At 70.8% G+C, this 20,317-nt stretch carries 19 protein-coding genes; 9 read left to right on the forward strand and 10 right to left on the reverse strand.

Features of this window, described 5'->3' with window-relative positions:
- The first annotated feature begins 31 nt into the window (after window positions 1–31).
- Both pflA and SKED_RS08010 read left to right on the forward strand, forming a co-directional pair.
- Window positions 32–895 carry a pyruvate formate-lyase-activating protein gene (gene pflA, locus SKED_RS08005; protein ID WP_012866638.1) on the forward strand — a complete coding sequence of 288 codons (864 nt, stop codon included), beginning with the start codon at window positions 32–34 and terminating at the stop codon, window positions 893–895.
- 79 nt (window positions 896–974) lie between these two features.
- The gene (locus SKED_RS08010; protein ID WP_012866639.1) at window positions 975–1,358 is read left to right on the forward strand and encodes a VOC family protein; all 384 of its coding nucleotides are present in this window, start codon (window positions 975–977) and stop codon (window positions 1,356–1,358) included.
- A 116-nt stretch (window positions 1,359–1,474) separates the two neighbouring features.
- On the opposite strand, the gene SKED_RS08015 is transcribed toward SKED_RS08010, so the two are convergent.
- The 5 genes from SKED_RS08015 to SKED_RS08035 all read right to left on the reverse strand — a co-directional run bounded on the left by SKED_RS08015 (window position 1,475) and on the right by SKED_RS08035 (window position 8,082).
- Window positions 1,475–3,652, reverse strand: a complete 2,178-nt coding sequence (locus SKED_RS08015) for a 3-hydroxyacyl-CoA dehydrogenase NAD-binding domain-containing protein (protein WP_012866640.1) — start codon at window positions 3,650–3,652, stop codon at window positions 1,475–1,477.
- Window positions 3,653–3,661: 9 nt separating this feature from the next.
- Window positions 3,662–4,906, reverse strand: a complete 1,245-nt coding sequence (locus SKED_RS08020; protein WP_012866641.1) for a thiolase family protein — start codon at window positions 4,904–4,906, stop codon at window positions 3,662–3,664.
- Between the two features lie 192 nt (window positions 4,907–5,098).
- Window positions 5,099–6,088, reverse strand: coding sequence for a lipid II:glycine glycyltransferase FemX (locus tag SKED_RS08025; RefSeq protein ID WP_012866642.1), 990 nt, complete (start codon window positions 6,086–6,088; stop codon window positions 5,099–5,101).
- A gap of 16 nt (window positions 6,089–6,104) precedes the next feature.
- A complete protein-coding gene (locus SKED_RS08030) occupies window positions 6,105–7,418 on the reverse strand; it encodes an HRDC domain-containing protein (RefSeq protein WP_012866643.1) in 1,314 nt (437 codons plus the stop codon).
- Window positions 7,419–7,503: 85 nt separating this feature from the next.
- A complete protein-coding gene (locus SKED_RS08035; RefSeq protein WP_012866644.1) occupies window positions 7,504–8,082 on the reverse strand; it encodes a DUF3000 domain-containing protein in 579 nt (192 codons plus the stop codon).
- A 198-nt stretch (window positions 8,083–8,280) separates the two neighbouring features.
- On the opposite strand from SKED_RS08035, the gene gndA reads away from it, so the two are divergent.
- Window positions 8,281–9,720 (forward strand): NADP-dependent phosphogluconate dehydrogenase, encoded by a 1,440-nt coding sequence (gndA, locus tag SKED_RS08040; protein WP_012866645.1) that lies wholly within the window; start codon window positions 8,281–8,283, stop codon window positions 9,718–9,720.
- A gap of 3 nt (window positions 9,721–9,723) precedes the next feature.
- Entirely contained in the window at window positions 9,724–10,971 is a 1,248-nt protein-coding gene (locus tag SKED_RS08045; RefSeq protein WP_012866646.1) for a carboxylate--amine ligase, read from the forward strand.
- Window positions 10,972–11,039: 68 nt separating this feature from the next.
- On the opposite strand, the gene SKED_RS18950 is transcribed toward SKED_RS08045, so the two are convergent.
- A complete protein-coding gene (locus SKED_RS18950) occupies window positions 11,040–12,548 on the reverse strand; it encodes a leucine-rich repeat domain-containing protein (protein ID WP_052293879.1) in 1,509 nt (502 codons plus the stop codon).
- 312 nt (window positions 12,549–12,860) lie between these two features.
- Between SKED_RS18950 and SKED_RS19965 the strand changes: the two genes are divergently transcribed.
- Complete coding sequence (locus SKED_RS19965; RefSeq protein WP_143755695.1) at window positions 12,861–13,460, forward strand: hypothetical protein; 600 nt, start codon at window positions 12,861–12,863, stop codon at window positions 13,458–13,460.
- 35 nt (window positions 13,461–13,495) lie between these two features.
- Here SKED_RS19965 and SKED_RS08055 read toward each other — a convergent pair whose 3' ends face one another.
- Window positions 13,496–13,861: an SdpI family protein gene (locus SKED_RS08055; RefSeq protein WP_012866649.1), complete on the reverse strand. Its 366-nt coding sequence runs from the start codon at window positions 13,859–13,861 to the stop codon at window positions 13,496–13,498.
- A gap of 174 nt (window positions 13,862–14,035) precedes the next feature.
- Between SKED_RS08055 and SKED_RS08060 the strand changes: the two genes are divergently transcribed.
- From SKED_RS08060 to SKED_RS08075, 4 genes are all read left to right on the forward strand, one after another.
- On the forward strand, window positions 14,036–14,920 hold the full coding sequence (locus SKED_RS08060; RefSeq protein WP_012866650.1) for an intradiol ring-cleavage dioxygenase: 885 nt from the start codon (window positions 14,036–14,038) through the stop codon (window positions 14,918–14,920).
- Window positions 14,921–15,028: 108 nt separating this feature from the next.
- Complete coding sequence (locus SKED_RS08065; RefSeq protein WP_012866651.1) at window positions 15,029–15,220, forward strand: hypothetical protein; 192 nt, start codon at window positions 15,029–15,031, stop codon at window positions 15,218–15,220.
- 251 nt (window positions 15,221–15,471) lie between these two features.
- The gene (locus tag SKED_RS08070) at window positions 15,472–16,002 is read left to right on the forward strand and encodes a hypothetical protein (protein ID WP_042437878.1); all 531 of its coding nucleotides are present in this window, start codon (window positions 15,472–15,474) and stop codon (window positions 16,000–16,002) included.
- A 75-nt stretch (window positions 16,003–16,077) separates the two neighbouring features.
- Window positions 16,078–16,692, forward strand: coding sequence for a hypothetical protein (locus SKED_RS08075; protein ID WP_012866653.1), 615 nt, complete (start codon window positions 16,078–16,080; stop codon window positions 16,690–16,692).
- A gap of 67 nt (window positions 16,693–16,759) precedes the next feature.
- Here SKED_RS08075 and SKED_RS08080 read toward each other — a convergent pair whose 3' ends face one another.
- From SKED_RS08080 to SKED_RS08090, 3 genes are read right to left on the reverse strand one after another with little or no spacing between them, the layout of a single operon-like run.
- The gene (locus tag SKED_RS08080) at window positions 16,760–18,355 is read right to left on the reverse strand and encodes an ABC transporter ATP-binding protein (RefSeq protein WP_012866654.1); all 1,596 of its coding nucleotides are present in this window, start codon (window positions 18,353–18,355) and stop codon (window positions 16,760–16,762) included.
- Window positions 18,352–19,317: an ABC transporter permease gene (locus tag SKED_RS08085; RefSeq protein ID WP_012866655.1), complete on the reverse strand. Its 966-nt coding sequence runs from the start codon at window positions 19,315–19,317 to the stop codon at window positions 18,352–18,354. The genes SKED_RS08080 and SKED_RS08085 overlap by 4 nt, the downstream gene beginning before the upstream one ends.
- Window positions 19,314–20,279 (reverse strand): ABC transporter permease, encoded by a 966-nt coding sequence (locus SKED_RS08090; protein ID WP_012866656.1) that lies wholly within the window; start codon window positions 20,277–20,279, stop codon window positions 19,314–19,316. Before SKED_RS08090 ends, SKED_RS08085 begins: the two co-directional genes overlap by 4 nt.
- Window positions 20,280–20,317: the final 38 nt, after the last annotated feature.

Genomic DNA, 20,317 nt, shown 5'->3' on the forward strand with positions numbered 1-20,317 from the left:
CCACCGAGCACACCTGCCCAGAGGAAGCACCATGAGCGCTCAGAGCACCGCCTCCACCTTCGACAAGGACTTCGAGGCCCCCGAGCACCGCACGGTGGGCGCGGGTACCGAGGGGCTCGAGGTGTCGGACGCGAGCCGCGGCGACAGGCTCGCCCAGATGCGCGCCGGGACCCTCGGCTCCATCCACTCCTGGGAGCTGGTCACCGCGGTCGACGGGCCCGGGACACGGATGACGGTGTTCTTCGCCGGCTGCCCGCTGCGCTGCCTCTACTGCCACAACCCCGACACCATGAAGATGAAGGACGGCGAGTCGGTCACCTCCGACGAGCTGCTGCGTCGCATCCGTCGCTACAAGGCCGTCTTCCGCTCGACGGGTGGCGGACTCACGATCTCGGGCGGCGAGGTGCTCATGCAGCCCGCCTTCGCCGCGACCATCCTCGCCGGGGCCAAGGCCGAGGGCATCCACACCACGATCGACACCTCCGGGTACCTCGGCGCGTCGTGCACCGACGAGATGCTCGAGGACGTCGACCTCGTGCTCCTCGACGTGAAGTCGGGCGACGAGGCGACCTACACCAAGGTCACCGGGCGCGAGCTCCAGCCCACCCTCGACTTCGGTCGCCGGCTCGCCGACAAGGGGATCGAGATCTGGCTCCGGTTCGTGCTCGTCCCAGGCCTCACCGACGACGTCGCGAACGTCGAGTCGGTCGCCGAGTACGCCGCGACCCTGTCCTCCGTGTCCCGGGTCGAGGTGCTGCCCTTCCACCAGATGGGCCAGGACAAGTGGAAGGCCCTCGGCATGACCTACGAGCTCGGCGACGTCGAGCCGCCGACCACCGAGCTCCTCGATCGGGTGCGCGAGCAGTTCCGCAGCAAGGGGCTCAAGGTCTACTGAGCCACCGACAGGTGCCGGACGGCCGACGTGCCCTGGGCCACCGACATGCCCTCTGCCTCGGGGGATGCCAGAGTGGAGCATGGCTATCTCACAGATCCAGCTGTTCTCCGTCCCGGTCTCCGACCAGGACCGCTCGCGCGACTTCTACCGTGACGTCCTCGGGTTCCAGGTGCTCGGGGACCGTCAGATGACCCCCGAGATGCGATGGCTCCAGCTCGCACCGCCACGCGGGGACACCAGCATCACCCTGGTCACCTGGTTCCCGACGATGAAGCCCGGGGACCTCAAGGGCGTCGTGCTCGAGACGGACGACCTCGACGCCGACGTCGCCCGGCTCACCGAGGCAGGCGTCACCTTCACCAGCGGGGTCGAGGAGCAGCCCTGGGGCCGCTTCGCGACCTTCGACGACCCCGACGGCAACGGCATCGTCCTGCAGCACACGACGAACCGGGTGCTCATCTGAGCAGGGCACGTCCCCAGAAGCACCCGACGACGAACCCCTCGTCCCCGTGAGCAACGGGTCCGAGGGGTTCGTCGTCTGTCAGACCCTCGCGGTCTGGTCTAGCTGGTGCTGTCCTGTCAGGCCTGCGACGGGACGTTCGCGACGCCGTCCGGCAGCAGCCGTCGGTCCAGGACCGACTCCGACACGCCTGCCCGGTCGAGGTACGGGGAGATCCCGCCGGCGCTGAAGGGCCAGCCCGCCCCGAGGATCATGCAGAGGTCGATCTGCGACGCCTCGGACACCACGCCCTCGTCGAGCATGAGCCCGACCTCCCGGGCCAGCGTGCGCAGCACCCGGTCGAGGACACCGGCCTCGTCGAGGACCACCTGGTCCCGTCCTGGGTCGCGCACCTCGTCGAAGACGGCCTGCAGCGCCGGGTCGACCGTAGCGGGGACACCGCGAGCGGGCGACGGCAGGACCACAGGGACCTTCTCCGCCACGATCTTCTCGAGCGCGGGGGAGGCGGGGAACCTGTCGCCCAGGTCCTCACGCAGCGACGTCAGCACGTGCAGGCCGACGGCAGGCCCCACGAGGTCGAAGAGCGCGAAGGGTCCCATGGGGAGCCCGAGCGGGCGCAGCGCCCTGTCAGCCACCTCGACCGGCGTGCCGGCCTCGACCACGTCGACGATCTCGCCGAGCAGCAGCACGAGCAGCCGGTTGACCACGAAGCCCGGACGGTCCCGGACCAGTACCGCCGTCTTGCGCAGGGTCTTCGCGACGGCGAAGGCCGTGGCGACGGCCTCGTCGGACGAACGCTCCGCCCGCACCACCTCGACGAGCGGCATCTGCGCCACCGGGTTGAAGAAGTGCAGCCCGACCACGCGCTCCGGGTGCTCGAGACCCTCGGCCATCTGCGTGACCGACAGCGCGGAGGTGTTGGTCGCCAGGATCGTCTCGGGGGAGACGATGCCCTCGAGCTCGGCGAAGACCTTCTTCTTGAGGCCGAGCACCTCGGTGACGGCCTCGATGACGAAGTCGCACCCGGACAGGTCGTCGAGCACCGTGGTCCCGCGGATGCCGGCGGCGATCGCCGCGCCCTTCTCGGCGGGCACCCGCCCGGTCGACACGAGCTTCTCGACGGTCGCGCGGACGTGGTCGAGGCCGTGCTGCACACGCTCGTCGTCGAGGTCGCGCATCACCACGGGGACTCCGAGGCGCTGTGCGAAGAGCAGGGCGAGCTGGGCGGCCATGAGCCCGGCACCCACGATCCCCACCTGCGTGACCGGCCGAGCCAGGTCGCGTGCCGGGGCGCCGACCGGCTTCTTCGCCCGGTTGACGGTCTGGAAGGCGTACACCGACGCCCGCATCTCGTCGCTCATGATGAGGTCGGCGAGCGCGTCGTCTTCCGCCGAGTACGCCGTGTCCGGGTCGGAGTCCCGGGCCGCAGCGAGCAGGTCGAGAGCCCGGTAGGGGGCCGGGCGCGAGCCGTGGAGCAGCGCGTCGACCCGTGCGCGTGCGCCGTCGACCGTCGCCTGCCAGACCTCCGCGGGCGCCAGGTCGGGACGCTCCACGGTGATCTCGCCACGCAGCACCGCATCGGCCCACACGATCGACTGCTCGAGGAAGTCCGCAGAGTCCAGGAGAGCGTCGGCGATGCCCGCCTCGTAGGCCTGCGGGCCGGTGAAGGGCTTGTTCGCCGCGGGACGCGTGAGGATGACGTCGATCGCCTTCTCGATCCCCACGATCCGGGGCAGCCGGAAGCAGCCGCCCCACCCCGGGACCAGCCCGAGGGAGGTCTCCGGGAGCGCGATCGCGGGCACGTCCGTCGCAACCGTGCGATAGGTGCACGCCAGGGCCAGCTCGAGGCCGCCGCCGAGCGCGACGCCGTTGACGAAGGCGAAGGTGGGGACGGCCATCTCCTGCAGCAGCCGGTAGGCCGCGTGGCCCGCGCTGCCCAGCGCCCTCGCGTCGTCGCGGGTGGTGACGGCGCTCGCGGCCGTGAGGTCGGCCCCGGCGGCGAGCACGAAGGGCTTGCCGGTCACGGCGGCCGCGACGATCTCGCCACGGGCAGCACGCTCGGTGACGGCTCTCAGGGCGGTGTGCAGCTCGGCGAGGCCGAGCGGACCGAGGGTCGAGGGCTTGGTGTGGTCCAGGCCGTTGTCGAGGGTGACGAGGGCGAGGGTGCCGCCGCTCGGGAGCGTCACGTCGCGGACCAGGGATCGCGTGACGCGCTCGCCGCGAGGCTGGGCCTCGCTGTTCGTCGGGGCGTCGTGCGCAGAGGTGTCGTGCGTCTGGGTCGAGGTCGTTCCGGTCATGGGGTGTCCTCAGCTCTCGTGCGACGTGGTGGTGTGGCCGGAGTAGTCGGCGTGCTGCGGGTTCTCCCAGACGACTGTGCCGCCCATCCCGAGGCCGACGCACATCGTCGTGATGCCGTACCGGACGTCCGGCCGCTCGGCGAACTGCCGGGCGAGCTGCGTCATGAGTCGGACACCTGAGGCCGCGAGGGGGTGCCCTACGGCGATCGCGCCGCCGTAGGGGTTGACCCGCGGGTCGTCGTCGGCGATGCCGAAGTGGTCGAGCAGGCTGAGAACCTGGACGGCGAAGGCCTCGTTCACCTCGATGATGCCGATGTCGTCGATGGAGAGCCCTGCGGTGCGCAGCGCACGCTCGGTGGCCGGCACCGGGCCGATGCCCATGACCTCGGGGGCGACTCCCGCGTAGGCGAAGGACACCATGCGCATGCGGACGGGCAGCTCGAGCTCGGCTGCCGTGTCGCCAGACGCCACCAGGCACATCGCCGCGCCGTCGGTCAGCGGCGAGGCGTTTCCGGCGGTGACCTTCCCTCCGGGGCGGAACGGGGTCTTGAGGTGGGCGATGTCGGCGACCGTGGTGCCCGGGCGTGCGAGCTCGTCGGCCGTGGCGAGCCCCCAGCCGAGCTCGGGGGAGCGCACGGCGACCGGGACGAGGTCAGGGCTGATCTGGCCCGCGGCGAGGGCAGCGGCGTAGCGCTCCTGGCTCGCGACGGCGTAGCGGTCTGCTCGGTCCTTGGTGAGGTGGGGGAAGCGGTCGTGCAGGTTCTCGGCCGTGGCCCCCATGATCAGCGCGGTCTTGTCGACCAGGCGCTCGGAGACGAAGCGCGGGTTCGGGTCGGCGTCGAAGCCCATCGGGTGGTGACCCATGTGCTCGACCCCGCCGGCCAGCGCGACGTCCTGCTGCCCGAAGCCGATCGCCGACGCGGTCGAGGTGACCGCGGTCATCGCGCCGGCGCACATGCGGTCGACGGCGTAGCCCGGGACCGAGCGCGGCAGGCCCGCGAGCACCGCGACCGAGCGGCCGAGGGTGAGGCCCTGGTCGCCGCTCTGGGTGGTCGCGGCGATGGCGACCTCGTCGAAGCGTTCCGGCGGCAGGGACGGGTGGCGGCGGACGAGCTCACGGACGGACTTCACGGCGAGGTCGTCGGCCCGGGTGTGGGCGTAGAGGCCGTCGGGGCGGGCCTTGCCGAACGGCGTGCGCACGCCGTCGACGAAGACGACGTCGCGAGCGGTGGGCCGGTGAGCAGAGGTGGTCATTCGCTGGGCTCCTGACTGGTGGACGACGGTGTCCTGTGGTCGGCGGTCCGCCGACGAGGTACATGCTACCGGCAGTCTCAGTCAGATGCACGGAGTGGTGCACGGAGGTGTGTCCAGGGGTTGCCCGAGGCGCTCTCCGGGCATGGCAGAGCTCGACCCGGCGCGGTAGCCGCCCGGGGAAGGTCAGCGCTTTCAGCGCTTGACGGAGCGCAGCACCTTCTTGGCGGCGGGCAGGGCGCGGTTCCACGTCGAGTACCAGAACGAGAACGGCACGTCGATGCTGCCCACGAGGGTGTCGGTGTGCTGGGCGAAGCTGCGCTTGAAGTCGGAGATGCCGTCGTTGAGCAGCCCGTTCATGTCGTAGCGGGTCAGGCCGCCGCGCTTGGCCTCCATCATCGACTCCCACTTGACGGGGGCGTTCGCACGCAGCTTGCGGCCGCGGTCGTTGATGCCGCCGTAGAGCTCGAAGGACGTCGTCGCGGAGGACACGCACCACACGAAGGCGACGGGCGAGCCGTCCTCGTCGAAGGCCGCGACGACCACCGAGTGCTCGCCGAGCATCCGGTGGATGTCGAGGTAGTACTCGTCGGTGTGGATCGCGAACCCGGCGCGCTCCGCCGTCTCGTGGTAGACGCCGAGGACGGCGCGGACCGTGTCCTCGTCGGTGACGCGTCGGACGTCCAGGCCGGAGCGCCCGGCCTTGCGGATGTCGTAGCGCGTCGACTTGGACATCACGGCCTGGAGCGCGTCCTCGGTCTGCGTGACGTCGACGATCAGCGTCTCGGGGTAGAGGATCGGGTTCTCGGCGATGCGGCCGTCGGTGATGTCGAGGGCGGCGTCGGCAGCGTCCCAGTCGGGCTCGAAGGTGATGCCGACACCGCGGACCTGCCGGCGGCAGTAGTCGGCCACGGCGTCGCAGACGCGTGCGCGGTCCGTCTCGTCGGGGACGACGGGCCCTCGCGGCACGTAGCTGAGCGCGCGGAAGACGCTGGGCAGCGGGCGCACGAGCACCTGGGCGAGCCCCACGGTGCGGCCCTCCTCGGTGACGCGCAGGCGCAGCGCGCGCCAGCCGTGCGCGGCCTTCAGCTCACCCCAGCCCCAGAGCTGGAGGGGGTGCCCGCCGAGGGGGAGGACCTCCCCGTCCCACGTGGGCTGGTCGGTGACGACGTCGATGCTGAGCATTTCTCAGACCCTACCGTCAGGCAGACCCGGCGGGGGCCTCCGGCGGCGCCGGTCGGGCCTCGGTGAGCACCGTCGTGAGCGGGCCGGCCAGCAGGTCGGTCTGCCAGGCACGTGCCCCGCGCCCCCGCAGGAACTCGGCCACCGTCTCGGCGGTGATGGGCTTTGGGGGAGTCCAGCACAGCCGGCGCAGGGCGTCGGGCTGCAGCAGGTTCTCGACCGGGATGTGGTGCTCCTCACCCAGCCGGGTGACGAGCTCGCGGGCTGCCTCGAGGCGTGCGGCGGCCAGCGGGTCGCGGTCTGCCCAGCTGCGGGGCGACGGCGGTGCGTCCGAGCGCGGACCGTGCAGCGACGGGAGCTCGGACTGCGGCAGGGCGAGAGCCCGGTCGATGGCCGACTGCCACAGCACCGCTCGGCGCTGCGTGCCCTTGCCGGCGAAGGTGGGGAGCTTCGTGAGCGCCGGGACGGTGCGGGGCATCGCCTGCGCTGCCGCGACGATGGCGCGGTCGGGCAGGACGCGTCCCGGGGCGATGTCGCGCTTGCGGGCGTTCTCGTCGCGGGTGAGCCACAGCTCGCGCACCACGGCCAGCTGCCTCGCCTGGCGCAGCGTGTGGCTGCCGGAGACCCGACGCCACGGCTCGACGCGCGGGGCGGCCGGGCCGGTGAGGCGCACGGCCTCGAACTCCTGACGGGCCCACTCCGTCTTGCCGGCAGCCTCGAGGCGCTCGGCCATGCGGTCACGGAGCTCCACGAGGACCTCGACGTCGAGCGCGGCGTAGAGCAGCCAGGCGTCGGGGAGCGGGCGGGTGGACCAGTCGACCGCCGAGTGCTCCTTGGCGAGGCCGAGGCCCAGGACCTCGGCGACGACGGCCGCGAGGCCCACGCGCTCCATGCCGAGGATCCGTGCGGCGAGCTCGGTGTCGAACACCGCCGACGGGACGAGGTGCTGCTCGGCGAGTCCGGGCAGGTCCTGCGAGGCCGCGTGCAGGACCCACTCGACGCCGTCGAGCGCGTCGCTCATGGCGGAGAGGTCAGGCAGGGCGACCGGGTCGATGAGCACGGTGCCCGCACCCTCGCGGCGCAGCTGGACGAGGTAGGTGCTCTGCCCGTACCGGTAGCCGGAGGCGCGCTCGGCGTCGACGGCCACCGGCCCGTTGCCGGAGGCGAAGGCGGTGACCGCCCGGGCGAGCGCGGAGGGGGTGTCGACGACGCGCGGCACACCGTCGGCCGGAGCGGTCAGCGGGGTCACGGTGGGCGCCTCGGGCTGGTCGACGGTCGCTGCTGCTCCGGGCGCCGGAGAGCTCGGCTCGCCGACGGGTGCTGTGGAGGTCATAGGACAACGGTATTGCGTCGAGCGGGTGACGCGGGCGCGACGGGCCGCTGGCGAGACCAGCGGTGGCGCGCGCGGCGCAGGATCGTCACCGGCGGTCGTCGAGCGAGGACACGCCCTCGAGGTGGTGCGGCTGCCCAGCGGCAGCGCCCAGCAGGTCGGCCCAGGCGTGCAGGTGCGCGGTGAGGTCGGGTGCGACCGGCGTCCACGACGCGCGGATCTCGAGCTCGACCGTGTCGGGCTGCTCGTCGAGCGCACCGAAGCTCTGGTTGATCGAGCGTGTGACCGTGCCGCCCAGCGCCACGACCTCACCCACCCGGTCCGCGATGCTCTCCACGAGCCAGCTCCAGGCGACGTCGCCGAGCAGGCCGTCGGTGCTGAGGTCTGGCTCGATCTCGGCGCGCACGAGCGTCACGACGCGGAAGTCGCCCTGCCAGTCGTCCCGGCCCTCGGGGTCGTGCAGCACGATGAACCTGCCGTCGGCCAGCTCGTCGTCGGGGGAGCCCGGACGGCTCAGCGTGCCCGCGAGGGCGGCGGCGAACGGGGCCACGCGCACGGGGGCGGGGACCTCCTCGAGCTCGAGCCCGGGACGCAGCCGAGGCCGGCGCAGCGACTGCAGGGCGCGCACGAAGGCCTCGGGGACCTGGGCGCCTGCGGTGTTGATCACACTCGCACTGTAGGGCTGACGTGCGACGAAGCCCCGTGTGCCACGCCCGGTGCCGCGGGCGTGTCTCGATCGTTACCCGCGAGAGGGTGACGTACGCATCGTGATACTCCGCAGGCGCCGTCGGCCCCCAGGGCTAGGGTGGTCTGGAAGCATGCAGTGGCAGGTGAATGCCCGTCGAAGGCCAAGGAGAGAGCTCGGATGTCAGCACGCGCACAGATCGGCGTCACAGGACTCGCAGTCATGGGTCGCAACCTCGCGAGGAACTTCGCCCGGCACGGGTACACCGTCGCCGTGCACAACCGCTCCTACGCCAAGACCGAGTCGCTCATCGCGGACCACGGCACCGACGGGGACTTCGTCCCGTCCGAGTCCATGGAGGACTTCGTCGCCTCGCTCGCGCAGCCGCGCAAGGTCGTCATCATGGTCAAGGCCGGCGGCCCCACGGACGCGGTCATCGCCGAGCTCATCCCGCTGCTCGACGAGGGTGACATCGTCATCGACGCCGGCAACGCGCACTTCCCCGACACCCGTCGTCGCGAGGCCGAGCTCAAGGAGCACGGCCTGCACTTCGTCGGCACCGGGGTCTCCGGTGGCGAGGAGGGCGCGCTCAACGGCCCGAGCATCATGCCCGGCGGCTCCAAGGAGTCCTACGAGTGGCTCGGCCCGATCCTCGAGGACATCTCCGCGAAGGTCGACGGCGTGCCGTGCTGCACCTACGTCGGCTCCGACGGTGCCGGCCACTTCGTCAAGATGGTGCACAACGGCATCGAGTACGCCGACATGCAGCTCATCGCCGAGGCCTACGACCTGCTGAAGCAGGGCCTGGGTGCCTCCGCCAAGGAGATCGGCGAGATCTTCGCCGAGTGGAACAAGGGCGACCTCGAGTCGTTCCTCATCGAGATCACCGCCGACGTGCTGCAGCACGTCGACGCGGAGACCGGCAGCGCCTTCGTCGACATCATCCTCGACCGCGCCGAGCAGAAGGGCACCGGCCGCTGGACGGTCCAGAACGCCCTCGACCTCGGTGTGCCGATCACCGGCATCGCCGAGGCGACCTTCGCGCGTGCGCTCTCCGGCTCCGTGCCGCAGCGCACCGCCGCCAACGGTGTCCTCGAGGCCCACGCCGGCGCCTGGGACATCACCGACCGCGAGGCCTTCATCGAGGACGTGCGCCTCGCGCTCTACGCCTCCAAGGTCGTCGCGTACTCGCAGGGCTTCGACCAGATCGCGGCCGCGTCCGAGGAGTTCGGCTGGGACATCGACCGCGGTGCGATGGCTCGCATCTGGCGCGGGGGCTGCATCATCCGTGCCCGGTTCCTCAACCGCATCACCGAGGCGTACGAGCGCAACGCCGAGCTGCCGCTGCTGCTCGCCGACGAGTACTTCGTCTCGGCCGTCGGCCACGGTGTCAGCGCCTGGCGCCGCGTCGTGTCGCAGGCTGCCCTCAACGGTGTGCCGACCCCGGCCTTCGCGTCGTCGCTGTCGTACTACGACGGCGTCCGTGCGGACCGCCTCCCGGCCAACCTCATCCAGGCGCAGCGCGACTTCTTCGGTGCGCACACGTACCAGCGGACCGACAAGGCCGGCGTGTTCCACACGGAGTGGTCGCTCGACCGCAGCGAGTCGACCGAGTCCTGACGGATGGTCGACTTCCTCCCCGTAGCCGTCGGCGGTGACATCGGCGTCTACGCGCTGCTGCGCGCCTTCCACGAGCAGTACGGCTCGCGGTCGCTGGTCCTTTCCAGCGTCGCGACCCGTGCGATGACGGACTCGACGTTCGTCACGAACGTCGTCACGCCCGGCATCGACGAGCCCGAGAAGCTCGTCGCCGCGCTCGAGAAGGTCGCAGCAGAGCACCCCGGTGTGCAGCTGCTGCTGCTCACGAACGCCGACTGGTACGTGCGCGCCATCATCGAGCACCGCGAACGGCTCGAGAAGCACTACCTCATCCCGTTCTGCACGCTCGACGTGCTCGACGTGGTCTCCTCCAAGGAGGCCTTCGCCGAGGTGTGCGACGAGCTGGACATCCCGACGCCGCGGACCGTGGCGGTCGACGTCGCGGACCTCACGGCACGGGGAGGACGGTCGCTCGTCGCCGGTCTCGACGTCGACCTGGAGTTCCCGGTCGTCGCGAAGCCGTCGTCGAGCGCCGAGTACCACTACATCTCGTTCCCCGGCAAGAAGAAGATTCACCACGTCGAGACCCGGGCGGAGCTCGACGAGCTGCTCGGCCACCTCGTCGACGCCGGGTACACCGGGACCTTCCTCGTGCAGGAGTTCATCCCCGGTGACGAGACGCAGATGCGGTCGCTCACCGCGTACCGCGACTCGCACGGCGAGATCACGCTGCTCGCGACCGGGCGCGTGCTCCTCGAGGAGCACACGCCCGGCACGCTCGGCATCCCCGCGGCGATCCTCACCGAGCCGTACGAGGACGCCATGGAGGCGGCCAGCAGGTTCCTCGACCGCGTCGGGTACCTCGGGTTCGCGAACTTCGACTACAAGTGGGACCCCCGCACCGGGCGCCACGTGTACTTCGAGATGAACCCGCGCATCGGCCGCAACAACTACTACGTCACCGCCGCCGGGGCGAACCCCGCACGGGTGCTCGTCGAGGACCAGGTCCACGGCAACCGCATCGAGCCGGTGCGCGCCACCGGCGAGGTGCTGTACACCGTCGTGCCGGTCAAGCTGCTCATGCGGTACATCCTCGAGCCCGGGCTGAAGTCCCGGCTCAAGGGCGTCGTCAAGCGCAAGGGTGTCGTACACCCGCTGCGGTACCGCGCCGACGGCGGCCTCAAGAGGCGACTGGTCATCGAGCTGATGACCGCGAACTTCTGGCGCAAGTACAAGCAGTACTACCCGGAGGCCACGGAGACCGGGTACTGACCTAGGTCAGAGCACGGCATGGTTCCAGGAGAGCGTCCCGCAGCAGCGGGGCGCTCTTCTGCGTCTGGTCAGCCGCGCCCTGAGGCGAGGCCGCCGACGTAGACCCCGCTCTCCCGGAGCTGCTCGACGCCTCGGTCGACGGTGGGGCCGGAGCCGGAGAGGTCGACCCCGAGGAGGGTGCGCACCTCGAGCAGAGGTGACACGTCCGTCACCTGGTTGCCGCCGAGCCACAGCTCGCTGAGCGCCGGGCAGCCGCTCAGCGTCGAGGCATCGGTGATCCTGTTGTCGCTGACCGCCAGGTAGGCGAGGACGGGGGAGCCGCACAGCGGGGACGGGTCGACCACCTCGTTGCGGTCCAGCGTGACTCTCGTCAGCCCGGTGCTCGACGCCAGCGGCGAGAGGTCCGCGATCTGTGCATCGGCAGCCACGAGCTCGCCCAGGAGTGGCAGCTGCCCGAGCTCGGTGAGGTCGGCGACAGGGTTGCCCGACAGCACGAGGTACTGGAGCGACGTCAGGGACCCGACCCCGGCGAGCGAGATCACCTGGTTGCCGGCCACGTCCAGGTCGACCAGCCGGCTCATCCCGGCCAGCGGGGTGAGGTCCTGCACCTGGTTGCTCGAGAGCGTCAGGGTGCTCAGCTGCACGAGAGGCGCGAGCGGCGAGAGGTCGCTGACTGCGTTCGACGAGAGGTCGATGTGCCTGAGGTCCTCCAGGGTGCCGAGCTCGGTCAGGTCGCCGAGTCGGTTGCCGCTCAGGTCGAGGGTGTTCAGGCCCTGCAGGCGGTCGATCCCGTCGAGGTCGCCGACGTCCTTGCCAGGGCACTCCAGGAAGGAGAGGTCTGCGAGGGCCGACTTCGAGGTCTTCTCGGTCGATCCCAGCATGCTCCCGACGCACCGGCCGAGGGCAGGGTCGGCAAAGGCGTCGGCCAGGACGATGCGCGGCGCGTACCCGTCCCACCACCAGGCCGCAGCGCCACCGACCGCGCCGACGACGACGAGGCTGGTGACGACCAGGACGGCGCGCCGGCTGGGGGCGGGGGTGGAGGTGCTCTCACCATCCGGGACGGACGAGTGGTGGGCGAGGGCAGGCGGTCGAGCAGCGGCGACGACCGAGGCCACGCACGCGATCGACCAGGTGAGGGCCTCGAACCAGAAGCTCACGTCGAAGGACGGGACCTCGGGATACCTCGACGAGAGGTAGGCGTTCCGTGCGAGCAGGGCGAGCAGCAGACCTACGGCGAGCACGGCGACGACAACCATCCCGGAGACCACCCACGCGCGGCTCCGCCGCCACCACCCCAGTCCGAGGAGGACGAGCGCGACGCCCGCCACGACCAGAGCCAACGGCACGTAGGCACGCGTCCCGGCGGCGAGGGTCGACAGGTCACCGTCGGCCAGCAGCGGGACGGGGTGGACGAGTGCGCGAGACTCGAGCACCGCGCCGAGGGACACGACGCCGATCCCGGTCACGACCGACAGATGACCGGCGAACCGCACCCGTGGGGCGAGGAGGGAGATGGCTGGGAGGAGCGCCACGAGGACGACGAGCATCGTCCACGCCGGGGTGGCTTCGAGCACCGTAGCCGCGAGGATCCCGGCTGTAGCGCTCGTGCCTGCCCAGAGGGCTGCACCTCGTGGGGTGCGTGAGGTCCGGTCAGGCTGAAGGTCCACGGGGGGCTCCGTCGCGTCGTCGGTGGTCAGAGAGGGTGGGACCGAGGGTAGTGGGCGGGCCTGACCTGGTACGGGATCCTGGGGATGCTGGCGCGTACTCGTCGTCGGGTACGTGCACGAGAGTCGTGAGGTGGGTAGGGGCCAGGTGCTGCGGGTGACTTCTTCGAACTCGCGGGCGGCGACCGCAGGCCACGACGTCGCCATCGGTACGCTCCGGCCATGATCGAGACAGTCGTCACTTCCGCTCTCACCCTGATCGGGGTGCTCGCTGCCGCACGCTTCCAGACCAAGCTCGTGCCCAACCGGCGCCGGCGAGACACCATCGAGCACGACCTGCGAATCTGGAAGGAACTTCCCGCCGAGAGCGTGAGCCGTGCCGAGCTCATGACGTACATCGAAGCTCGGCTGACCGAACTCATGACCGTAGACCGCAGGCGCCGAGACTGGCAGGCGATCGGTGGCGGCTTCGTGTGGGCGTTCCTGTTCCCGGTAGCCGTGCTCATGTGGGACGGGCCGTCGTGGGCATCGTGGATACCTGGGGCCCTGGCATTCGTGCTCATGCTCTTCGGACTCTTGATGGCCTGGGAGGGCTGGGGCAAGGTCGAGCGCGACGAAGCCGGTGCGCGGGTCTCAGGCATGCTCAGGGCACGCCGCTGGCGGGGAGCCGTGGATGCTGCGGCACCATCTCAGACACCCGAGCCTCCTGCTCCGACTCCAGACCCAAGTCAGTCGGAATCGTGCGGATCGCCCCAGCGACGTGCTGCTCCTGCCTCTCAGCCAGCCGCACTCCTCGCTCCTCCGCTCGGCCGGCAGGACTGATACGCGGTTGCTGATGTTCTGGGTCTGCAGCGCTCCTATCTGACCGGCGGCGCGACCCGGTCCGCGGCCTTGCCGGCCGCGACCGCGCCGATCACGACGCCCGCCAGGACCACGAGGTATCCAGATGGCGCGACGACGTCCCCGACCGTCTGCGAGGCGCCCGTGGCACCGACTACCGCGAGGGCTGCGGCGACGAGAACCGCGACCACCGCCGCACCCACGAGGTACGGTGCCGCGGCCTGGTGCCCGGCGTCCCAGGCCTCGTCGCTGCGGAGCGTCTTCTGGGTACGGATGCCGACGACGGAGTCCCGCCGGATCGCCCCGGACCGCTGCGCGACGACGACGGCACCGAGGGTCACGGCGAGGACTACGTAGCCGAGGATCGCTGGGAAGAAGTGCATGTGGCCCCTGTGTCGTGGTGAATGCTGTCCGGGTGTCGGTCCCTCGACTTGCACCGGACGAAAATCAGCTGTGTGCCGGCTCTAACAGCCGAGGTTCAGCCTAGCCCCAGTGTTCTTCGAGGCGGGCGTGCGAGCCTTCGGGCTCCAACGGCCCTCGAACGTCAGGAAACAACCGTGACGCGCATCCCCGAACCCGAGCAGACCGACCTCGGCCCCGCGTACGAGGGGCGTCTGCTCGAGCGGGCCGACGAGGAGGTTGTCGACCAGGGCGTCGCCTTCGACCTCGGGACGCTCGTCAGCCGGCGTCGGGTGCTGTCGCTCCTGGGGCTGGGCGCCGGGTCGATGGCCCTCGCCGCGTGCAGCACCGGGTCCACGAGCCCAGGCTCTGGTGCGTCGAGCGGGGACTCGGGTCTCGCGTCGGGGGAGATCCCTGAGGAGACCGCCGGGCCGTTCCCGGCGGACGGGTCCAACGGCGTCGACGTGCTCGAGCAGTCCGGCATCGTCCGCAGCGACATCCGGTCGAGCATCGACGGTGGGGCGACGGCAGCGGGCGTGCCGCTGACCCTCACGCTCTCGATCCTCGACATGGCCGGAGGCGACGTCCCGTTCCGCGACGTCGCCGTGTACGTGTGGCACTGCGACGCCGAGGGCGGGTACTCCATGTACTCCGACGGGCTCGAGGACGTGACCTACCTGCGTGGAGTGCAGGTGGCCGACGCGGACGGGAAGGTCACCTTCACCACCATCTTCCCTGGCTGCTACACGGGCCGCTGGCCACACGTCCACTTCGAGGTGTACCACGACGTCGACTCCATCTCCGACGCCGCGAACGTCATCGCGACGTCGCAGGTCGCCCTGCCCGCGGGCATTTCCGGCACCGTGTACGCCCTGCCCGGGTACGACGGGTCGTCCGAGAACCTGTCGCAGGTCTCGCTGGCGAGCGACATGGTCTTCGGAGACGACGGCGGTGCTCTCCAGATGGCGACCGTCACCGGCGACGCGACGTCGGGGTACACGGCAGCTCTGCGGGTGCGCGTCGACACGACGACGGCACCGTAGGCTGCGGGCTGCGGGCTGCGGGCTGCGGGCTGCGGGCTGCGGGGTCGGGCCTAGACGATCTAGGGTCTGACGAGACGACAGCATGACAGCACGACGAGAGGGACGAACATGACCGGGACACCCACAGACGGCAGCGAAGGCACCGGTGCAGCAGGACGCACCGAGCCCGTGAAGCTCGCGGTCGACAGCCGCAAGAGCGAGGACGAGCAGGTCGACGACCTCGTCGCCGAGCTCACCGCGCTCGGGATGAACCCGGACCGTGAGGCGCTCCGCGCGGTGGTCCGGAAGCGGTCGTCGTAGCGCAGCGCCAGACGGACTCTCGCCCGACGGTGCGGGCCTCCGCTATGCTCGCGGGCGAACCCGCCCAAGGCGCGTCTACCCGGTAATGGTGCGTCCGACCGCAGCAGGTGAGGGTGGTTGCCCGTTCGAGCCGGGCCGGGTCCGTCGAGGCGGGGTCCTCGCGCTGCGGTCGCGACTGGGATCCCGCCCACTCCTGCCCCAACAGACGTGACCACGATCGGTCTTTGTGCAGCCGTGCCATCATTTCGCCCATGACATGGTGGCAGACACTCCTGATCGCAGTGGTCCCCGTTGCTCTGACGAGCGTTGCGCTCCTCGCGCAGCAGATCCTCAACAATCGTCGTGACGCCGAGCGAGACGCGAGAGCGCGAGCAGAACAGGCACGCGAGCGAGACCAAGAGGCTCACGCTTCGGTCCTGCGGGCGCTGTACGGCCTGTGGCGTCCGGTGGAGGACTGGTATCGCTTGTCCGTAGGGTTTGGGCACGACAGCGAATTCCTCAGCCTGGCCTCAGTCCCGGACCTTTCCTTCGATCGCTCCGAGATCGACGAAGCCATGAGCCGGCTGAGTGTTCTCGTGAAGCCCGAGATCTCTGACCTAGCCACAGAGGCCTACTGGGAGGTACTCCAGGCGGCAAAGCTGAGAAGCCTGACCGAGACCGGGGCCGGTGGTGCCGAAGCGGGGGTGACGCTAGGACAGCTGAGGAATCAGCGGGAGCGCACCCGAGCCGCTCGGAAGAAGTACGCGGAGTCCGCGCGGAGAACAACTTCCCTCGTTCCCTGACGAACTTCGGGTGATTAGTTGGTCGGCGGAGTGGTTCTTGCTCGAAGAGATCGTCGCCTCTGGCACCCTGAGCCCATGACACTGAGCGGCGACGGAGCACGGCTCCTCGAATTCTTGGACACGAATGGCATCGACGGCGGCCAAGAGACGACCCGAGGGTGGGATCACGTAGGGGCCGTCATCGTCGATGCGGTCCTTCAGCGGCAGCGGAAGTACACGGCAGTCGTCCTCCCGCGCGTCATCAGGCTCAAGAACGCCTGGCCGGATGCATCGACGACCACAGGGATGCGGCGTCGCATCGAGAGTGGAGCACTGAGCGAGACGATCGCCTGGCGGGAGTCCTCTCGGCTGGCGCAGATCAGCGAGCTCACGACGGTCTTCGAGCTGGCTGAGATCGAGACGGTCGACGATCTCCGGGGTCGGCTCACCGCCCCCGAGTCCCGCGCAGCCCTCCGCACGCAGCTGCGGACGGTGAAGTACGTCGGTCCCAAGACGGTCGACTACCTGGACATCCTCGTCGGCCTGCCCTCGGGCGTCGCGATCGACAGCAGGATCCGGAAGGTGATGTCTGCTGCGGGCATCGCCGACGACTCTTACGCGCACCTCGCCGCCCTCATCCGCGAGGTCGCTTCCGAGAAGGGCTGGCGCGCCGGCGACCTGGACGCGGCTATCTGGGCGTTCGAGAGCTGAAGGAGCCAGCAGGCAGCGGGGCGGTGCCCGAGGAGCATCCGTGCGTCTTGCGGCAGCTCGCCTACCGCTACCGCCCAGGCCGCTCCGGCGGGACCGCCGCGAGCAGCGCCCGGGTGTACTCCTCGGCCGGTTCGGCGAAGAGCCGCCCGGCGGGGGCGTGCTCGACGGCGCGGCCGTTCTGCATGACCAGGACGTCGTGGCTCATCTCCTGGACGATCGCGAGGTCGTGGGCGATGAACACGTAGGTGAGGCCGAGCTCGACCTGCAGGCGGCGCAGCAGCTCGAGGACCCGGGCCTGGATCGACACGTCCAATGAAGCCGTGGCCTCGTCGAGGATGACGACGTCGGGCTCGAGGGCGAGCGCGCGGGCGATCGAGATGCGCTGGCGCTGCCCGCCGGAGAGCTCGTGGGGGTAGCGGGTCGCGAAGTCGGCGGGCAGGTCGACGAGTCCCAGCAGCTCTTCGATCCGCTCGGCACGCGTGCCGGAGGACGGGAGGCCGTGGACGCGCAGCGGCTCGTCGATGGAGTCGCCGACGCGCATGCGCGGGTCGAGGGACGAGAACGGGTCCTGGAACACCATGGCGAGCCGGCGGCGCAGGCCGCGGTCGGCGCGGAACAGGTCGGTGCCGCCGAGGGTCGCGGTCCCGGACTCGGGGGCGACCAGCCCGGTGAGGGCGTTGGCGATGGTCGACTTGCCCGACCCGGACTCGCCGACGATCCCGAGGGTCCGCCCACGCTGCACGTCGAAGGACACGCCGTCGACCGCGTGCACCACCGTCTTGCCGACCGGCGTCTGCACGGGGAACTTCACGTCGAGGTCCCGCACGGAGAGCAGCACCTCGCCCTCGGGCGCCGGGGGAGCGACCTTGCCGAGGCGGGGTCGCGCCTCGAGCAGCTTCTGCGTGTACGGGTGCTGCGGTGAGTCGAGCAGGTCGAGCACGGGGCGGTGCTCGACGGCCTCGCCGTCGCGCAGCACGAGGACGTCGTCGGCGACCTGGCCCACGACCCCCAGGTCGTGGCTGATCCACACGACGGCGGTGCCGCGGTCGTGCTGGAGCTGCTGGACCAGGCTGATGATCTGCGCCTGGGTGGTGACGTCGAGCGCCGTGGTGGGCTCGTCGGCGACCAGCAGCGCCGGGTCGCAGGCCAGGGCGATCGCGATCATCACGCGCTGGCGCTGCCCGCCGGAGAGCTGGTGCGGGTACGAGTCGAGGCGACGCTCCGGGTCGGGGAGCCCGACGGCCTCGAGGAGCTCGAGGGCCCGGGTGCGCGCCTGGCGGCGGGACAGCCCGCGGTGCGTCTCGAGGGTCTCGGTGATCTGCCGCTCGAGGGTCAGCAGCGGGTGCAGCGACGTGCTCGGGTCCTGGAACACGAAGCCGATGCTGTTGCCGTGCACCTTCCGCAGCGCCTTGGGGGAGGCGCCGACCAGCTGCACGCCGTCCTTGTCGCCCGCACCGCGCAGCACGCTGCTGCCGGTGACCCGCGCACCGGGTGCGTCGAGCAGGCCGGTCGCGGCGAGCACGGAGAGCGACTTGCCGGAGCCGGACTCGCCGACGATGCCGAGCGTGCCACCAGGCTCGACGGCGAAGCCGAGCCCGTGGACGATCTCGCGTCGTCCGATGGAGACGCTGAGGTCGGTGACTGTCAGGACCGGGGTGCTCATCGCATCCTCCTCTGCTCGGCGAGTGTGCGCTGCTTGGGGTCGAGCACGTCGCGCAGGCCGTCACCGAGCAGGTTGCACGCGAGCACGGTGACGAAGATGGCGGCACCGGGGAAGATGCTCATCCACCACGCCTGGCTGATGAAGCCCTGGGCGTTGAAGAGCATCCCGCCCCAGCTGGGCGACGGTGGCTGGATGCCGAGCCCGAGGAACGACAGGGCCGCCTCGGAGAGGATCGCGAAGGCCAGCGACAGGGACGTCTGCACCACGATCGGGCCGGTGATGTTCGGCAGGACGTGACGGACGAGGATCGTCCGGGCCGGGGTCCCCATGGTCCGGGACACCTGGACGTAGGGCTCCACCCGGACCGACAGGGTCGAGGCGCGGGCGACACGGGCGAAGATCGGCGTGTACACGATGCCGATGGCGAGCATCGTCGTGAGCTCGCCGGGCTGCAGGATCGCGACGATCGCGAGGGCCAGGAGCAGCACCGGGAAGGCGAACATCACGTCGACGACGCGCATGAGCACGGTGTCGAGGACCCCGCCGGTGTACCCGGAGACGATGCCGACCGGGACGCCCACCACGAAGGCGAAGGCGACCGAGACGAGCGCGATGCGCAGGCTGGTCCCGCCCGCCACGAGCACCCGCGAGAGGATGTCACGGCCGAGGTCGTCCGTGCCGAACCAGTGCGCACCGCTCGGCCCCTGCAGAGCGTTCGCGACGTTCACGTCGTTGATGCCGTAGGGGGCGATCCACGGCGCGAGCACCGAGAGCACGATGATCAGCGCGAGCGCCACGCCGCTGACGAGGGTGACGGGGTTGCCGGCCAGCAGGCGCCAGGCGGCGACGCGCCCGGTACCGCCGTCGTCGGACGGGGCCTGCCCGGCGCCCGGTCCGGTCGACGGTGCTTGGGCTGCTGGCGTCGTGGCGGCAGCCTTCTCGTGTCCTGTGGTGTCACTCATGCGAGACGGATCCTCGGGTCGACGACGGCGTAGAGCACGTCCACGATCAGGTTGACGATCAGGAACATGACGGCGATGAGCAGGACGGAGCCCTGGATCATCGGGTAGTCGCGTGCCGACACGGAGTCGAAGACGAGACGCCCCAGGCCCGGCCAGGCGAACACGACCTCGACGACGATGACGCCGCCGAGGATGGTCGCCAGCTGGATGCCGACGATGGTGAGCACGGGGACCAGCGCGCCGCGCACGATGTGGCGGCCGGTGACGACCGACGGGGCGAGGCCTTTCGAGCGCGCCGTGCGCACGTAGCCGGCAGATGCCACGTCGAGGACCGCGGACCGGATGTACCGCGTCATGATGGCGCCCGCCACGAGCCCGACGGTGAGGCCGGGGAGCGCGACCCGGCGCAGCCAGCCGAGCGGGTCGTCGGCGAGGGCCGTGTACCCGCTGGGCGGCAGCCACCCGAGCGTCGTCGAGAAGAGCCCGATGAGCAGCAGGCCGAGCCAGAAGTCGGGGATGCTCACGCCGGCCTGGCTGCCGAGCCGGACGATCGCGTCCGACACCTTGCCCTCGCGCAGCGCCGACCAGATGCCGGCCGGCACGGCGATGAGCAGCGCCACGACGATCCCGGCCGCGGCGAGCGACAGGGTCGCGGGCAGCCGCTCGAGAAGCAGCTGCGTGACGGGCTGGCCGTTGCGGAAGCTCACCCCGAGGTCGCCGGTGAGCGCACCGCCCACGTAGCCGAAGAACTGCTCGACGATCGGCCGGTCGAGGCCGGACGCCGCGTTGAGGGCGTCGTACGCCTCCTGCGTGTAGCGGGTGCCGAGGGCGAGGCGCACCGGGTCGCCGGGGACCAGCTGCACGATCGCGAAGACGACCACCAGCACGCCGAGGAGCACCACGGCTGAGGAGAGCAGACGTCGCCCGAGGAACCGGGCGGTCGATGCTGCGGAGAACCTCATCGTCCGCTCACCCCCTCTGGTCTCGTGCCGGTGGTCGT

It is taken from the genome of Sanguibacter keddieii DSM 10542 (assembly GCF_000024925.1).
GTDB classification, from domain to species: domain Bacteria; phylum Actinomycetota; class Actinomycetes; order Actinomycetales; family Cellulomonadaceae; genus Sanguibacter; species Sanguibacter keddieii.